At 69.5% G+C, this 15,555-nt stretch carries 13 protein-coding genes and 2 tRNA genes; 6 read left to right on the top strand and 9 right to left on the bottom strand.

Going from position 1 to position 15,555, the window contains the following annotated elements:
- The first annotated feature begins 157 nt into the window (after window positions 1-157).
- Both hisN and C6Y14_RS30630 read left to right on the top strand, forming a co-directional pair.
- Entirely contained in the window at window positions 158-958 is an 801-nt protein-coding gene (gene hisN / locus C6Y14_RS30625; protein ID WP_107020124.1) for a histidinol-phosphatase, read from the top strand.
- Window positions 959-1,236: 278 nt separating this feature from the next.
- Window positions 1,237-1,629, top strand: coding sequence for a CBS domain-containing protein (locus C6Y14_RS30630; protein WP_107020125.1), 393 nt, complete (start codon window positions 1,237-1,239; stop codon window positions 1,627-1,629).
- 76 nt (window positions 1,630-1,705) lie between these two features.
- On the opposite strand, the gene C6Y14_RS30635 is transcribed toward C6Y14_RS30630, so the two are convergent.
- Window positions 1,706-3,157, bottom strand: a complete 1,452-nt coding sequence (locus C6Y14_RS30635; protein WP_213084359.1) for a catalase — start codon at window positions 3,155-3,157, stop codon at window positions 1,706-1,708.
- A gap of 156 nt (window positions 3,158-3,313) precedes the next feature.
- Here C6Y14_RS30635 and C6Y14_RS30640 point away from each other — a divergent pair, with 156 nt between their 5' ends.
- Window positions 3,314-3,733, top strand: a complete 420-nt coding sequence (locus C6Y14_RS30640; protein ID WP_107020127.1) for a Fur family transcriptional regulator — start codon at window positions 3,314-3,316, stop codon at window positions 3,731-3,733.
- Between the two features lie 88 nt (window positions 3,734-3,821).
- Here the strand turns inward: C6Y14_RS30640 and C6Y14_RS30645 are convergent.
- The 4 genes from C6Y14_RS30645 to C6Y14_RS30660 all read right to left on the bottom strand — a co-directional run bounded on the left by C6Y14_RS30645 (window position 3,822) and on the right by C6Y14_RS30660 (window position 9,311).
- Window positions 3,822-3,895, bottom strand: a tRNA-Met gene (locus C6Y14_RS30645).
- Window positions 3,896-4,161: 266 nt separating this feature from the next.
- The gene (locus C6Y14_RS30650; protein WP_107020128.1) at window positions 4,162-5,976 is read right to left on the bottom strand and encodes an SEL1-like repeat protein; all 1,815 of its coding nucleotides are present in this window, start codon (window positions 5,974-5,976) and stop codon (window positions 4,162-4,164) included.
- Between the two features lie 240 nt (window positions 5,977-6,216).
- Window positions 6,217-6,290 (bottom strand) — tRNA-Met (locus C6Y14_RS30655).
- A 54-nt stretch (window positions 6,291-6,344) separates the two neighbouring features.
- Window positions 6,345-9,311, bottom strand: coding sequence for a UPF0182 family membrane protein (locus C6Y14_RS30660; protein ID WP_107020129.1), 2,967 nt, complete (start codon window positions 9,309-9,311; stop codon window positions 6,345-6,347).
- Window positions 9,312-9,448: 137 nt separating this feature from the next.
- On the opposite strand from C6Y14_RS30660, the gene C6Y14_RS30665 reads away from it, so the two are divergent.
- Window positions 9,449-10,006, top strand: a complete 558-nt coding sequence (locus C6Y14_RS30665; RefSeq protein ID WP_199854920.1) for a PPA1309 family protein — start codon at window positions 9,449-9,451, stop codon at window positions 10,004-10,006.
- Between the two features lie 42 nt (window positions 10,007-10,048).
- Here C6Y14_RS30665 and C6Y14_RS30670 read toward each other — a convergent pair whose 3' ends face one another.
- The 4 genes from C6Y14_RS30670 to C6Y14_RS30680 all read right to left on the bottom strand — a co-directional run bounded on the left by C6Y14_RS30670 (window position 10,049) and on the right by C6Y14_RS30680 (window position 13,308).
- Window positions 10,049-11,137, bottom strand: coding sequence for a YlbL family protein (locus C6Y14_RS30670; RefSeq protein WP_107020131.1), 1,089 nt, complete (start codon window positions 11,135-11,137; stop codon window positions 10,049-10,051).
- Window positions 11,138-11,206: 69 nt separating this feature from the next.
- Window positions 11,207-11,371 (bottom strand): hypothetical protein, encoded by a 165-nt coding sequence (locus C6Y14_RS44665; protein WP_189773698.1) that lies wholly within the window; start codon window positions 11,369-11,371, stop codon window positions 11,207-11,209.
- Window positions 11,372-11,475: 104 nt separating this feature from the next.
- Window positions 11,476-11,937 (bottom strand): molybdenum cofactor biosynthesis protein MoaE, encoded by a 462-nt coding sequence (locus C6Y14_RS30675; RefSeq protein WP_107020132.1) that lies wholly within the window; start codon window positions 11,935-11,937, stop codon window positions 11,476-11,478.
- A 207-nt stretch (window positions 11,938-12,144) separates the two neighbouring features.
- Window positions 12,145-13,308, bottom strand: coding sequence for an SDR family oxidoreductase (locus C6Y14_RS30680; protein ID WP_107020133.1), 1,164 nt, complete (start codon window positions 13,306-13,308; stop codon window positions 12,145-12,147).
- 190 nt (window positions 13,309-13,498) lie between these two features.
- Between C6Y14_RS30680 and C6Y14_RS30685 the strand changes: the two genes are divergently transcribed.
- Entirely contained in the window at window positions 13,499-14,953 is a 1,455-nt protein-coding gene (locus C6Y14_RS30685) for a zinc-dependent metalloprotease (protein WP_107020134.1), read from the top strand.
- Window positions 14,950-15,471 carry an NUDIX hydrolase gene (locus tag C6Y14_RS30690; protein WP_107020135.1) on the top strand — a complete coding sequence of 174 codons (522 nt, stop codon included), beginning with the start codon at window positions 14,950-14,952 and terminating at the stop codon, window positions 15,469-15,471. The genes C6Y14_RS30685 and C6Y14_RS30690 overlap by 4 nt, the downstream gene beginning before the upstream one ends.
- Window positions 15,472-15,555: the final 84 nt, after the last annotated feature.

Genomic DNA, 15,555 nt, shown 5'->3' on the forward strand with positions numbered 1-15,555 from the left:
GGGGAACTGCGCAGCTTTTCAGGGGCGCGGGGAACTGCGCGGCCAGCCACAACCGACCCGCACCCGACAACCGCCCCGCCCCGCCTCACCCCACCCCCACCCCCTCTCCACAACCCCAGCCCTATAGCCGCACCCCCCGGAGCGGTACCGTTCCCCCATGCCCGACTATCGCGATGACCTGCGCCTAGCCCACGTCCTGGCGGACGCCGCCGACGCCGCGACGATGGACCGGTTCAAGGCCCTCGACCTCAAGGTCGAGACCAAGCCGGACATGACCCCGGTCAGCGAGGCCGACAAGGCCGCCGAGGAACTGATCCGCGGCCACCTCGGACGGGCACGGCCACGGGACGCGATCCTGGGCGAGGAGTACGGGGTCGAGGGCACGGGCCCCCGCCGCTGGGTGATCGACCCGATCGACGGCACCAAGAACTACGTACGCGGAGTCCCCGTCTGGGCCACCCTGATCGCGCTGATGGAGGCGGGCGAGGGCGGCTACCAGCCGGTCGTCGGCGTGGTCTCCGCACCCGCGCTCGCCCGCCGCTGGTGGGCCTCGAAGGGCCACGGCGCCTTCACCGGCCGCAGCCTGTCGTCCGCGTCCCGCCTGAAGGTCTCCCAGGTCTCGCAGATGAAGGACGCCTCTTTCGCGTACTCCTCGCTGAGCGGCTGGGAGGAACGCAGCCTGCTGGACGGCTTCCTGGACCTGTCCCGGGAGGTGTGGCGCACGCGCGCGTACGGCGACTTCTGGCCCTACATGATGGTCGCCGAGGGCTCGGTCGACATCTGCGCGGAGCCCGAACTCTCGCTCTGGGACATGGCGGCCACCGCGATCGTGGTGACCGAGGCGGGCGGCTCCTTCACGGGACTCGACGGCCGCCCGGGCCCGCACAGCGGCAACGCGGCGGCCTCGAACGGCATCCTCCACGACGAACTGCTGGGCTACTTGAACCAGCGGTACTAGCGGTACTGGCAGTACTGGCAGTACTGGCAGTACTGGCAGTACCGGCAGTACCGGCAGTACCGGCAGTACTGGCAGTACCGGCAGTACTGGTCGACGTACCCGCTCGGCGCTCGTGGGGCGCGTGGGATCGTCCGGGTCACGGAGGGCCCGCCACGCGCCCCGAACCGGCCCCGTACGCCCTCTTGTTGACCCTCCCTTTAACTGCGACTCTGAGAGTCCCCCCACTTGTGAACTTGTGAATTCGTTAACGAACGGATTCGTAGGAGGTGGCTCCGTCCATGCTCGTCCGCGACGCCATGAGCACGGTGGTCCTCACCATCGGCCCCGCCCACACCCTCCGGAAGGCCTCCACCCTGATGGCCGCGCGCCGCATCGGGGCGGCCGTGGTCCTCGATCCCGACGGCATCGGGATCGGCATCCTCACCGAGCGCGACATCCTCAACTCCGTAGGCCTGGGCCAGAACCCGGACACCGAGCGGGCGCACGCGCACACGACCACCGACGTGGTCTTCGCGGCCCCGACCTGGACGCTGGACGAGGCCGCCAGGGCGATGGCCCACGGCGGCTTCCGTCACCTCATCGTCCTCGACCGGGGCGAACCGGTCGGCATCGTGTCGGTCCGCGACATCATCCGCTGCTGGGCACCACTGCGTCAGCCCGCTCCCGCCTGAGAAAAGGTGAGCGGGCCGGCTCCCCGGTACGAGGGAATCCGGCCCGCTCTCTACGGCAAGCGATCCAGTGCTGGTGTCAGCCGCGCAGGGCCTGGACCGCGGCGTCCAGCCGCTTGCCGAAGTCTTCGTCGGCCTGCCGGAAGTTGCCGATCGCCCGCGCGGCGATGTCGTCGCGCGAGACCTGGGCGATGAAGCCCGCCAGGTTGCCGATCAGCCGCTCCTGCTCGCCCTCGGACATCAGACGGTAGAGGTTGCCCGCCTGTACGAAGTCGTTGTCCTCGGCGTGGACGGGCGCCTCGCCGTTGCCGGTGACGCCGGTGACGGGGAGGGGCTGCCACAGCGGCCGGTCCGTCTGGACGGGCCCGCCGAAGCTGTTCGGCTCGTAGTTCTTCGCCCCCTTGTGACGGCCGTCGTACAGGAAGCCGTCACGGGAGTTGGTACGCGCCTCGGTGGCGTGCGGACGGTTCACCGGCAGGTGGTCGGCGTTGACGCCGACGCGGTAGCGGTGGGCGTCCCCGTACGCGAAGAGGCGGCCTTGGAGCATCTTGTCGGGCGAGGGCCCGATGCCCGGCACGAAGTGCGCGGGGCTGAAGACGCTCTGCTCGACCTCGGCGAAGATGTTCTCCGGGTTGCGGTCGAGCTCCAGCTTCCCGATCTCGATCGGCGGGTAGTCCTCGTGCGGCCACACCTTGGTGAGGTCGAACGGGTTGAAGCGGTAGCCCGCCGCGTCGGCCGCCGGCATGATCTGCACCTGCACGGTCCAGGACGGGAAGTCGCCGCGCTCGATCGACTCGCGCAGGTCACGCTGGTGCGAGTCGGGGTCGAGCCCCGAGACCTTCACCGCTTCCTCTGTGGTCAGGTTCTTGATGCCCTGGTCGGTCTTGAAGTGGTACTTGACCCAGAAGACCTCGCCGGCCTCGTTGTTCCACTGGTAGGTGTGCGAGCCGTACCCGTTCATGTGACGGTACGAGGCCGGGATGCCGCGGTCACCGAAAAGCCAGGTCACCTGATGTGTGCTCTCGGGGCTCAGCCCCCAGAAGTCCCACACGTTGTCGGCTTCCTGCGAGCCCGTGTAGGGGTCGCGCTTCTGCGTGTGGATGAAGTCGGGGAACTTGATGGCGTCCTTGACGAAGAACACCGGGGTGTTGTTGCCGACGAGGTCGTAGTTGCCCTCCTCGGTGTAGAACTTCAGCGCCCAGCCGCGCGGGTCACGGACGGCGTCGGCCGAGCCGAGGTTGCCGGCCACGGTGGAGAAGCGCAGGAAGGTCTCGGTCTGCTTGCCGACCTCCGAGAGGAACCCGGCGCGCGTGTACCCGGTGACATCGGCGGTGACGGTGAACGTGCCGTAGGCGCCGGCGCCACGGGCGTGCACGACCCGCTCCGGGATGCGCTCGCGGTTGAAGTGCGCGAGCTTCTCCAGCAGGAGCTGGTCCTGGACGAGGACCGGGCCGCCGATGCCCGCGGTCTCGCTGTTCTGGTTGTCGGCCACCGGCGCGCCGGCCTCCGTCGTAAGCGGTCCCTGCGTCACGTGCGCCTCCTGCGTCATTCCTTGCCAGTCCTGTCTCTCGGCCCGACCCTGAGCCAGAGCCGAGCTCGATCCTACAATAGACTTTGTCTAAGTCAATCCAAGCTCCAAAGTCACACCTGTTCGGGTTCTGGTCCAGCAGGCTGTTAAGCTGTGCGTATGAGCGACCTGTTGGAACGACTGCGCGGACGCGGCTGGCGCATGACCGCGCAGCGGCGCGTCGTGGCCGAGGTCCTGAACGGGGACCACGTCCACCTGACGGCCGACGAGGTACACGCGCGCGCCGTGGTGCGGCTCCCGGAGATCTCCCGGGCGACCGTCTACAACACCCTGGGCGAGCTGGTCTCGCTCGGCGAGGTGCTGGAGGTCGCCACGGACAAGCGCGCCAAGCGGTACGACCCGAACGCCCACCGGCCGCACCACCACCTGGTCTGCGCCCAGTGCGGAGCGATCAAGGACGTGCACCCGGACGGCAACCCGCTGGCGGACCTCCCCGACTCCGAGCGCTTCGGCTTCACGGTCTCGAACGTAGAGGTGACATACCGAGGCCTCTGCCCGAACTGCGCGGCAGCCGCCTGACGACTCCGTCCTCCGCGTGACTCCCGGAGCCACGCACAACACCGAGGGCCCGGAACCAATGATCTGGTTCCGGGCCCTCGGTCTTCAGTAGCGGGGACAGGATTTGAACCTGCGACCTCTGGGTTATGAGCCCAGCGAGCTACCGAGCTGCTCCACCCCGCGGCGATGACTGAACAGTACGTCACCCCACCCGACCAGCGCAAATCACTATTCCAACGACTCCCCACCAGGCCACCGGCACCCTTTCAGCCCGCCCGCGAACCTTCCAGCCCGTCCGCGAGTCTTCAGCCCGTCCGGCGCTTGAGGACGAGCGCGAAGCGCGATACGGGGGCGAGGGGCGCAGCCCCCTACATGGACGGGAACGGGTAGGGGCGGCCGGGGCGAAACCCCACCACCCCACCCGCCCCCTCCCCCGCCCCCCCGGAGGGTTACGCCGACAACTCCTGCCGCAAAGCGTCCCGCAACCGAGCAGCCCGCTCAGAAACCTCCCCCGGCCCGAGGGACACCGCCCGATCGGCCCACCGCTGCCCCTCCGCCAGCTCCCCCCGACGCGCGTAGACAAGGGCGAGCCGCAACGCCGCCCGCCCATGCCCCGCATCGGCGGCCCGGGTCCACCACAGCGCGGCCTCGGGCTCACTCCCCTCCCGCGCCAGCAGCAGCCCCAGGTTGAACGCCCCGTTCCGTGACCCCGCCTCCGCCGCCTCCCGGTACCACCTGGCCGCTTCCACGACGTCCCCGCGCGCGGACGCGAGCATGCCCACCCGCACCTGGGCCCGCCGGTGCCCCTGGGACGCGGCCCGCTCGTACCACTCCTCGCACTCGCTCTTCTCGGTGGCCGGCTCGCCCAGCTCGTGTTCGGGCGCGGGCGGGCGCCGCGCGTCGAGCACGGTCGCCAGCCGGTACGCCCCTTCCGCGCTGCCGCCTCCCGCGGCGCACCGCAGGTGCCGCTCGGCGGCCGACTCGTCGCCGTCCCGCAGCCTGGCGATGCCGACCTGGAGCGCGGCCTCGGTGTGACCGGCCGCGGCGGCCCGCTCGTAGCACCGCAGCGCCGCCGCGTCCTCACCTCGGCCGGCGTGCAGGATGCCGAGGTTGAACGCCGCGTCGACGCTGCCGGCCTCCGCGGCCTTGGAGAACCACGGCTCGGCCCCGGCGGCGTCACCGACCTGCAGCAGCAGGATGGCCAGGGCGTTCGACGCCTCGCGGTGCCCCGCGTACGCAGCCCGCCGGTACCACTGCTCGGCCTGGGCGGTCCGCGACTGCTCGGAGCAGAGCAGCCCGAGGTTGTACGCGCCGTTCACGTCGCCCGCGTCCATCGCGGCCCGGTACCACCGCTCGGCGGTCTGCGTCTCGCCACGCTCGGCGTGCAGCGCGCCCAGGGCGTTGGCGGCGTTCCCGTCGCCGTCCTGGGCTGCGCGCAGCCACCACACGGCCGCGCTCTCGGTGTCGCCCGCGTCCCGCAGCAGGAATCCCAGCGCGCAGGCGGCCCGCGCCTCGCCGTCCTTGGCGGAGGTGAGATACCAGCGCCCCGCCTCCTTGAGCTCGCCGCGCCTCTCCAGGATCGCCCCGAGGTGCAGCGCGGCCCGGCGGTGACCGCGCGCGGCGGCCTGCCTGTACCACTGTTCGGCGGCTTCACCCGCGGACCCCACGGTCTCGGCGACACCGCTGCCGGGAGCGGCCCCGTCCGCCTGCCCGGCCGTACGGTCCAGTGCCCGCGCGAGCCGGTAGGCGGCCTCGCGGTGTCCTCGCTCGGCGGCGGCCCGCATCCAGTCCGCGGCGCGGGGGTCGCCACGGTGCTCCAGGAGGTCGGCGAGCGCGTAGGCGCCCAGGGCGTGGCCCTGCTCGGCGGACTGGCGCAGCCAGTACTCGGCGGCGGGCTCGTCGCCGCGCTCACGGTGGTGGCGGCCCAGTGCGTGCGCGGCGGCCGCGGAGCCGGCGACGGCGGCGATCCGCCACCATCCGGCGGCCTCCTCCGCGTAGCCGCGCTGGTGCAGGAGGACACCGAGGTTGTTGGCGGCGGCCCGGTCACCGGCCGCGGTGGCAGCGCGCAGCTGCGGCTCGGCTCCGTCAAGATCACCACGGCGGAGCAGCATGGCTCCGAGGACACTCATCGCCTCGGCGTCGCCCTGTTCCGCGGCGAGCCGTTGACGAGCCTCCTCCACAGCCTCACCGGTCTCGTCCCGGTCGGAAGGCTGCACAAACCGCCCTGTATCCAACAGAGTTGCCTTGTCCCCCATAACGTCCATCGTCGCACCACCTGCAACCTGGGTACACCTGGTATACCGCAGCCAGTGAGGTCACTTCAGCGTTTTGTCGACATGCCCACAGAGAGACAAGTGAAACACAGTTCACCCAACTCCCTCCGTCCGGCGCGGCCTTCACCGCGGCAGCACTGGTGAACGAGGGGCGTCTTCGCACACCGGGCTGACCGTCCGCACACGCAGAAGGACCCGGATCCTGTGAGGATCCGGGTCCTTCGACATCAGTAGCGGGGACAGGATTTGAACCTGCGACCTCTGGGTTATGAGCCCAGCGAGCTACCGAGCTGCTCCACCCCGCGCCGTTGTGTTCAAACCGTACCACGGCGCGAGGGTGGCTCCTGACTCACCTCTGCTCAGCTGCTGTCCGGACTCTTGCTGCTGCTCGGACTGCTGCTGGGCTTGGCGCTCTCCTCGGTCTTCTTGTCGCCCGAGTCGCCGGCCTTGTCGCTGCCGCCCGCCTTCTTGTCGGCCGCGGCCTGTGCGTCCTCAGCCTTCTTGAGCGCGTCCTCCAGGTCCTTCTGCGCCGTTCCGTACGCCTCCCAGTCGCCCTTCTTGAGGGCTTCCTGGCCGTCGTCGAAGGCCTTCTGGGCGTCGTCGAGCGCTTCCTGGACCGTCGGATCACTGGATGTCGGCGGCGGTTTCGTCTCGTCCTCGTCCGGCGGTTCGACGGTCGAACCCTCCGCTCCGAAGACCTTGTCGAGCGCCTCACCCAGCGTGTCCTCGAAGGCCGTCGCGCCTCCGTAGGTCACCAGCACCTTCCGCAGCAGCGGGTACTTCAGTCCACCACCGCGTACGTAGACCGGCTCCACATAGAGCAGTCCGCCGTCGAGCGGCACCGTCAGCAGGTTGCCGTACTCGACTTCCGAGTCACCACCTCTGAGGAGCCTGATGGACTCGGCGATGGACGGTTCGGAGTTGAACTGGCTCTGCACCCGTTTCGGCCCGTCGACCGTTCTGCCGGTCGGCAGCTTCAGGATGTTGATCTTGCCGTAGTCGCTCGTGCCGGCTTCGGCGTTGACCGACATGAAGGCGCTGAGGTTGTCCCGGCCGTTCGGAGTGAGCGTCGTCGTCAGGGAGAACGCCTGCGACTGCTCACCCGGCATCTTCATGCTGAGGTAGTACGGCGGTACCGCGTTGCCCGACTTGTTGGTCGGGTCGTCCGGCACCTGCCACACCTCGCTGCCGCTGAGGAACGTCTCGGCGTCCTTCACGTGGTAGCGGGTCAGCAGCTCGCGCTGGACCTTGAACAGGTCCTGCGGGTACCGCAGATGGTCCATGAGGGCCTGCGGGATGTCGCCCTTCGGCTTCACCGTCCCGGGGAAGGCCTTCTTCCAGGTCTTCAGGACCGGGTCCTTGGTGTCCCACTCGTAGAGCGTGACCTTGCCGGTGTACGCGTCGACGGTCGCCTTCACCGAGTTGCGGATGTAGTTGACCTGGTTCTGCTGGGCCACCACCGCCCGCTGGTTGTTGGCCGCGGTGAGCGAGTCGGCCGTCGTGTCCCCGAGCGTGGTGCGCGAGGCGTACGGGTAGCCGTTCGTCGTCGTGTACGCGTCGACGATCCACTCGATCTTGTCGCCGACGACCGCGGGATAGGCGTCGCCGTCGATGGTCAGCCAGGGGGCCACCGCCTCGACGCGCTCCTTGGGCGTGCGGTTGTAGAGGATCCGCGAGCCCTCACCGATCGCGCCGGAGTAGAGGATCTGCGGCTCGCTGAACGCCACCGCGTACGCCGCCCGGTTGACCGGGCTGGAGAGGTTGACGCCGCTCTTGCCCTTGTAACTGGTCGTCTTCTCACCGGTGTCGTCGGAGTAGTCGATCTCCTTCTGGGGACCGCCGACGATCGAGTACTGGCTGGTCTTCTCGCCGTAGTAGATCCGCTGCTGGTACTCGCCGAGGTCGCCCTTGGACGGCAGGTCGTACTCGGTGAACTCCGGGCGTCCCTCGGCGTCGGCGTTGGTGCCCTTGGCCGCGACCACTCCGAAGCCGTGCGTGTAACGGAAGTGGTTGTTGATCCAGTTGCTCTTCGGGATGCCCTGCAGGTTCAGCTCGCGCAGACCGATGACGGTGTCCTGGTCCTTGCCGTCCTTGCTGTAGCGGTCGACGTCGAGGTTCGACGGGAACGCGTAGTAATTACGGACCTGCTGGAGCTGCTGGAACGTGGGCGAGACGACGTTCGGGTCCAGGAGCCTGATGCTCGCGGCGCCGTCGGCGTCGTCGCGCAACTTGGTCTTGTCCTTGGTCGTGCTCGTGCCCGCGTACTCGGTGACCTCGGTGCCCGTGATGCCGTACGCGTCGCGGGTCGCCTTGAGGTTCTTCTCGACGTACGGCGCTTCCTTGGCCTGCTCGTTCGGCTGGACCTGGAACTTCTGCACGATCGCCGGGTACAGACCGCCGATGAGGATCGCGGAGAGCACCATCAGGCCGAAGCCGATGACGGGCAGCTGCCAGGTGCGCCGCCACAGGGTGGCGAAGAACAGCAGGGCGCAGATGACCGCGATGCAGAAGAGGATCGTCTTGGCCGGCAGGTAGGCGTTGGCGTCGACGTACCTCAGGCCCGTCCAGTTGCCGGTCGCCTTGAAGTCACTGGACTTCACCGCGAGGCCGTACCGGTCGAGCCAGTACGCCACCGCCTTCAGTGCGACGAAGATGCCCAGCAGCACCGACAGATGGCCGGTGGCCGCCGCCGTGGCGCGCGCTCCGGGACTGGTGACGCGCAGTCCGCCGTACAGGTAGTGCGTCAGCGCCGCGGCGATCAGGGAGAGGATCGCGGCCGCGAAGCCGAAGCCCAGCATGAAGCGGTACCAGGGCAGGTCGAACGCGTAGAAGGACACGTCGAGGTGGAACTGGGGGTCCTTCTGGTTGAAGGGCACTCCGTTCACCCACATGAGCCACGTACGCCACTGGCCGGCCGCGGAGGCTCCCGCGATCAGCCCGACCAGCGAGGTGATCCCGAGAAGAATCCACTTCTTGTACGGGGCCACGCTCATCCGGTACCGGTCGAGGCTCTGCTGCTCCATCGACATGGCGCTGAGCGGCGGCCTCAGACGGTGGGCCAGCCAGATGTTCACACCGACGGCCACGGCCATCAGCAGTCCGAAGACGAAGAACAGACCGATCTTGGTCCACAGCGTGGTCGTGAAGACCGACGAGTACTTCACCGACCGGTACCAGAGCCAGTCCGTCCAGAACCCCGCGAACATGACGAAGGCCATGGCCAGCACGGCCAGTACGCCCAGTGTCATGAGCAGGGTCCGGACGCGCCGGGACGGTCGGCCCACTCTCATCCGCGGCCCTGTCGGGCCTCCGCCGCGGTCCGGCATCTGGAAAGCCAAGGTGCGCACCTCGAAGTTCGCTGTTGGAATCCGGGGGCCCTGCAAACGCCGGACCCCATCTATGCAACTTACTAATGCTTTACTCGGTTCCCGGTTCGGGGGCCGAACGAGGCAGGATTGTGACCATGTCCAACACCGCCTCCTCAGGCACCCCCATGGCGGCCGGTCCGCTCACCCGCGCCGCACTCGAAATCGACGAGTACGTCGCGGGCCTCGGCTGGGATCAGCCCGCCCGGCTCTTCGCCCTCGTCGACACCGGCCGTCTGCGTTCTCAGGAACCCGGACTCGCCGAGCGGCTGGGTCTGACCGAAGACGTGCCCGACGGCACCCTCACCCCTATCGAGCAGGAGGAGATTCCCGCGGGCAGCCCGCTGGACGAGTTCCTGGGCACCATCGCCTGGCCGGACTCGGTGGTCGGCTGCGCGCTGTCCGTGGAGCGGCTGATGCTGCCGCCGTCCGCGGAGGCGTCCGTACCGGACGGCCTCGACGAGAAGCGGCTGGCCAAATGGGTCGCCGAGCACCCCGAGCGCCAGGAGGTCCGGATGACCGTCGCGGTACTGCGGGGCGGGAAGCGTGATTCAGCACTGCGGCTGCGCGAGAAGGACTCGGCGAACGACGTGCTCACCGGCTCCGACCTGGTGCCGGGGCTGGCCGACGCGCTCACGGCGACGTTCGCGGAGTAGTCCGGGCGTGCACGGCCTGCCGGTGCGCCCGGACCTGGTGTCCTAGGCGCATTTCGGCAGGTCGTCCGTGTCGCCGGCACGGATGTCCTTGAGGGCGCCCACCGCGTCGTCGATGGTGTCGACCTTGACGAGCGTGAGCCCGTCGGGGATGTCACGGGCGGCGGCCGCGCAGTTGTCCTTCGGCGTCAGGAAGTACTGGGCCCCCTTGGCGCGGGCGCCGACGGTCTTCATCTCGATACCGCCGATCGGGCCCACCTTGCCCTCGTCGGTGATCGTGCCGGTGCCGGCGACGAACTTGCCGCCGGTGAGGGTCCCCGGGGTCAGTTTGTCGACGATGCCGAGGGCGAACATCAGACCGGCGCTGGGGCCGCCGACGTCGGCGAGCTTGATGTCGATGGTGAACGGGAAGCTGTGGTCGGTCCCCGCCTCGATGCCGACGATCGCGCGGTCCTCGCCGCTGTCGTGGGACTTGGCGGTGGTGAGCGTGATCTCCTCGGTCCTGGTCGCCGTCTTCTTCTCTTTCAGAGCGGCGGCCTGTTCCTTGGCGGGCACTATCGTGAAGACGACCTTTTCGCCGGCCTTGTGCTTGGTGACCAGCTTCGCGACGTCGCCGAACGCCTTCACCTGCGTGCCGTCGACGGCCTTGATCACGTCACCGGCGTGCAGCCTGCCCTCGGCGGGGGTGTCCTTGACGACGGTGGAGACGATCACCCAGGACTTCACCGGGATGCCGACCTCCTTGAGCGCGGCGACCTTGGCGCTCTCCTGGGACTGGCTGAACTCCTCGGCGTTCTCCTGCGTCGACTGCTCCTCCGTCTTGCCGTCGGGGTAGAGCGTGTCGTGCGGAACCACCTTGTTGTCGTGTGCCAGCCAGCCGTACACGGCTTCGACGAGGTTCATGTTGTAGTCGGCGCTGGTGACCCGGACGGTGGTCATGTTCAGATGACCGCTCGTCGGGTAGGTCTTTCGGCCGGTGATCCGGAGCACAGGCTCGCCGTCGTGCTCGCCGAGCGTGTTCACCGTCGGACCCGGTGACATCTCCGAATACGGCACATTGATGAAGACTCCCGCGCACAGGAGCGCGATCAGCATCAGGGTGGAGGCGAGCATCGTCGCGGTGCGGCGTGGCATGGAACGACAGTACGGGACAGCACTGTCAACGGACCGTCGGGGCCGCCCGTCCGGGGGCCCGACGGCCGGTCAGGCGTCGGAGTGCGACTTCTCCATGGCCTCGCGGAAGCGGGTGTAGCCGGCGAGCTCGTGGCCGTCACCGATGGTCTTGCGGTTCCGTCCCGCCCAACTGCCCCAGGCTCCGGCACCGATCGCGGCGAAAAGCGGAATCAGCAACCAGGCGAGCGCTGCCATGCCGACCTCCCAACCCCATGAACCACCACAACTGACTGATCAGCAGATTAACCATCCGCTTGTCCAACGCTCACGGCAGGGGTCGGGTTACGCAACCGGAGCGGTCAGCAGGCCCCGACCCATTCCTCCGTGCCGTCGGAGAACTTCTGGTGCTTCCAGATCGGGACTTCGTGCTTCAGGTCGTCGATCAGCTTCCGGCAGGCCTCGAAGGCCTCACCCCGGTGCGGGCAGGAGACGGCGACGACCACGGCGAGATCACCCACCCGCAGGTCACCGACGCGGTGGACCGCGGCGAGCGCCCGCACGGGGTACTCCGCGACGACCTTCTCCGCGACCCGCCTCATCTCGGCCTCGGCGCTCGGGTGGCTGGAGTATCCGAGGGCGTCGACGTCCGCTCCCCCGTCGTGGTTGCGCACGGTCCCCACGAAGAGCGCGGTCCCTCCGGAGGCGTCGTCACCGACGGCCCGGAAGACCTCGTCCAGGGAGAGGTCGGTCTCCCGGATCGCCAGAAGCTTGATGGGGTCCTGCGCCGCCTGCTCACCGGGATGGTCGCTCATGGGTGCCATGCCCCCATCGTGCCCCACCCCGTCGGCCCCGTGAAACGGCTCTTTCACACGTACACGCGCGCAGGCGGTCGGAGCCTTCCACAAGACCGCACACGAGCTGCCGGCCGCAACGCCTCCCGTTGCGGCACCACCTAGGAACCGGCACCGGTACCGGTTCGCGTCCGGCAGCGCCGTCGCCCCGGCAGGTGCCGCGGATCCGGCACCAGGTCAGATCCGCCGCCGGGCCTTCCGCGCCCGCCGCACCAGCGCGGCCGTGCCCAGCAGGGCGACCGTCGCTCCCGCGGCTCCCGCCGCCGTGGCGTCCTTGCGGCCCAGCCGCCGTCCGGCGAGGGTGTGCCGCCCAGCGACCTCGCCCAGGAGCTCGGCGAGAACCTCCTCGTTGGTCCACCGGGGGCGCCACCCGGCATCGTGCAGCCGGCTCCCGCTGACCACCCAGGGATACATCGTGTAGGCGAGGTCCCCGGCCGGCGACGGGGTGAGCCCGATGCGGTGGAGCCGGGCCGCCGCGCCCAGGGCGACGGCGGACGGCAGTTCCATGCGCCGGATCCCACTGAGCTCCTCGACCTCCTCCTGCTCCAGCCAACCGTCGCACCCGACGGCAAGCTCTCCGTCGACCTTCTCCAGGGCCGCGTACTCCAGAGCGGCGCACAGGTCCTCGACGTGGCAGAACTGCCAGACCGGCCGGGAACCAGCGACGACCAGGAGGCGAGGAGACTCGAAGTACCTGGTCAGCGCGGTATCGGTGCCTCCGACGAGCACGGCGGGGCGTACGACGGTGACATTGAGCCCGGGATGCGCGCGGGGCGCCCGCCGGGCGAGCCGCTCGACCTCCAGCAGGTCCCCGACCCCCGTGGCCTCGGCGGTCGCCCGCAGTTCGGCGTCCTCGGAGAGGGGCAGTTCGTTGTCGGGCAGCGCTCCGTAGACCATGGCCGACGTGCACAGCACGACGCGGTGGACCCCGGCAGCGGCGGCGGCCGTGAGCACGGTCTGGGTACCCCGCACGTTGTACGCCGTACGTGCCGCCGGATCCGTCTCAAGATCGAGGTCGAGGGCCAGGTGCACCACGACGTCCGCCCCGCGCAGCTTCTCGGCGATGGCCGGGTCCCGGACGTCGAGGATGTGCCACTGCGCGCCCGCGCACTCGCCGCGCCGCTCGTCGATGGCGATGACCTGCTTGATCTCGTCGCAGGCGACGAGCCGCTCGGTGAGCATCGCGCCGATCCCGGCCGCGGCACCGGTGATCGCCACGACGGGGCCGCGCACGGCGGATGTCCCGTCGGCGCGCTGCGACGCAGGTGAGGGCCGATGTTCGGGTGACGGGTGGGTTGAGAGGTTTCGCGCTGCGCGAACCTGTGGATCTGGGGAACTCACCAGGCGTCTCCAGCGGTTGTCTTCAGTAAGAACGCGAGTGACGCGTACGTACCAGGTGGCATCCATCCTGCCGCAGCCGTCGAGTCGGCGACGCACCGAGGCCCGAACCGGTTGTGGTGTCTACGCTGGGTGGTGATGCAGGGCAGCCGCCGTCGGAGCGAACCGGCGGCCTTAACAGCCGAGGAATCCCGTGAGTGACACCCCATTCGGATTCGGCCTTCCGCCGGAGGAGCCGGACGACGGCGACGAGGGCAAGAAGAAGGACCAGCAGAGCGGTGGTGGTCAGGGACCTGCCAACCCGTTCGGTTTCGGGCCCGGCGGCCCTGGAGGCGACAACCCGCTCGCCGCCATGTTCGGTTCGCTGAACCCCAACGACCTGGGCGCCGCGTTCCAGCAACTGGGCCAGATGCTCTCGTACGAGGGCGGCCCGGTGAACTGGGACATGGCCAAGCAGATCGCCCGCCAGACGGTCTCCCAGGGCACCTCCGACGGCACGAAGGACGCCAGCGTCGGCCCCTCCGAGCGTGCCGCGGTCCTGGACGCGGTGCGGCTGGCCGACCTGTGGCTGGACGACGCGACGTCACTGCCGTCCGGCGCCACCTCCGCGGTGGCCTGGAGCCGCGCGGAGTGGGTCGAGGCGACCCTGCCGGTGTGGAAGGAGCTCGTCGACCCGGTCGCCGAGCGCGTCGGCGCGGCCATGGGCGACGTCCTGCCCGAGGAGATGCAGGCTATGGCGGGCCCGCTGCTCGGCATGATGCGCTCCATGGGCGGCGCCATGTTCGGTACGCAGATCGGCCAGGCCGTCGGCGTGCTCGCGGGCGAGGTCGTCGGCTCGTCCGACGTCGGCCTGCCGCTCGGCCCGGCCGGCAAGGCCGCGCTGCTCCCGCTGAACATCGAGGCCTTCGGCAAGGACCTGGGGATCGCCCAGGACGAGGTGCGCCTCTACATCGCCCTGCGCGAGGCCGCCCACCAGCGGCTCTTCGCCCACGTGCCGTGGCTGCGCTCGCATCTGTTCGGCGCGGTCGAGGGGTACGCACGCGGGATCAAGGTCGACACGGCGAAGCTGGAGGACGTGGTCGGCCAGTTCGACCCGCAGAACCCCGAGGAGCTGCAGCAGGCCCTCCAGCAGGGCATGTTCCAGCCGGAGGACACGCCGGAGCAGAAGGCCGCGCTGGCCCGTCTGGAGACCGCTCTCGCGCTCGTCGAGGGCTGGGTCGACGCGGTGGTCCACTCGGCCGCCAAGCCTCGTCTGTCGTCCGCCGACGCGCTGCGCGAGACGCTGCGCCGCCGCCGCGCCACGGGCGGTCCGGCCGAGCAGACCTTCGCCACGCTGATCGGCCTGGAGCTGCGTCCGCGCCGACTGCGGGACGCCTCGCGCCTGTGGGCCTCGCTCACGGACGCGCGCGGGGTCGACGGCCGGGACAACCTGTGGGAGCACCCGGACATGCTGCCGACCGCCTCCGACCTGGACGACCCGGACGGCTTCGTGCACCGGGAGCAGCTGGACTTCTCCGAACTCGACAAGATGCTCGGCGAGGCAGCGGGCGGTTCACCCGAAAAGCCCAACCTCACCAAGGACGAGAGCGAGCCCCGCGACAAGAACGACGAGGACAAGAACGACGACAAGGGCGACAGCGACAAGTGAGCCTGTACGACGACGCCGTCCTGGTCCTGAAGGACATCGAGGGCCAGGAGGAACTGCGCCAGGCCTACCTCGACCATCTCCAGGCCCATCCGGACGGCATGTGGAAGGCCTGCACGGCAGGACACGTCACGGCGAGCGCCCTCGTGATCGACCCCGAGCAGGGCAGGGTGCTGCTGACGCTCCACAGGAAGCTGCGGATGTGGCTCCAGATGGGCGGCCACTGCGAGCCCGGGGACACCACCCTGGAGGCCGCGGCCCTGCGTGAGGCCGCGGAGGAGTCGGGCATCGCGGGTCTGAAGCCGCTCCCGGGCGGACCCGTCCGGCTCGACCGGCATCCCATCCCGGCGCCCTGCCACTGGCATTTCGACGTCCAGTACGCGGCCGTGGCCGAGCCGGGCGCCGTCCAGGAGATCAGCGACGAGTCCCTGGACCTGCGCTGGTTCGCCTACGACGAGGTGACACAGGTGGCGGACGACTCGGTCGTACGTCTCCTCGACGCGACACGGGCGAGGCTCTGAAGATGGACGGGTAAGGGGCGGTTGCCGTGGCAACCGCCCCTTACACAGTGCCTCGTCAGGGGCGCGGGGAACTGCGCGACAAGC

The organism is Streptomyces dioscori (assembly GCF_003024195.1).
In the GTDB taxonomy this organism is placed as follows: domain Bacteria; phylum Actinomycetota; class Actinomycetes; order Streptomycetales; family Streptomycetaceae; genus Streptomyces; species Streptomyces dioscori.

Excerpts from the sequence above, each read along its gene's own strand:
- hisN (WP_107020124.1), top strand. The coding sequence starts at position 158 with ATGCCCGACTATCGCGATGACCTGCGCCTAGCCCACGTCCTGGCGGAC.
- C6Y14_RS30630 (WP_107020125.1), top strand. The coding sequence starts at position 1,237 with ATGCTCGTCCGCGACGCCATGAGCACGGTGGTCCTCACCATCGGCCCC.
- C6Y14_RS30640 (WP_107020127.1), top strand. The coding sequence starts at position 3,314 with ATGAGCGACCTGTTGGAACGACTGCGCGGACGCGGCTGGCGCATGACC.
- C6Y14_RS30650 (WP_107020128.1), bottom strand. The coding sequence starts at position 5,976 with ATGGACGTTATGGGGGACAAGGCAACTCTGTTGGATACAGGGCGGTTT.
- C6Y14_RS30660 (WP_107020129.1), bottom strand. The coding sequence starts at position 9,311 with ATGCCGGACCGCGGCGGAGGCCCGACAGGGCCGCGGATGAGAGTGGGC.
- C6Y14_RS30665 (WP_199854920.1), top strand. The coding sequence starts at position 9,449 with ATGTCCAACACCGCCTCCTCAGGCACCCCCATGGCGGCCGGTCCGCTC.
- C6Y14_RS30670 (WP_107020131.1), bottom strand. The coding sequence starts at position 11,137 with ATGCCACGCCGCACCGCGACGATGCTCGCCTCCACCCTGATGCTGATC.
- C6Y14_RS44665 (WP_189773698.1), bottom strand. The coding sequence starts at position 11,371 with ATGGCAGCGCTCGCCTGGTTGCTGATTCCGCTTTTCGCCGCGATCGGT.
- C6Y14_RS30675 (WP_107020132.1), bottom strand. The coding sequence starts at position 11,937 with ATGGCACCCATGAGCGACCATCCCGGTGAGCAGGCGGCGCAGGACCCC.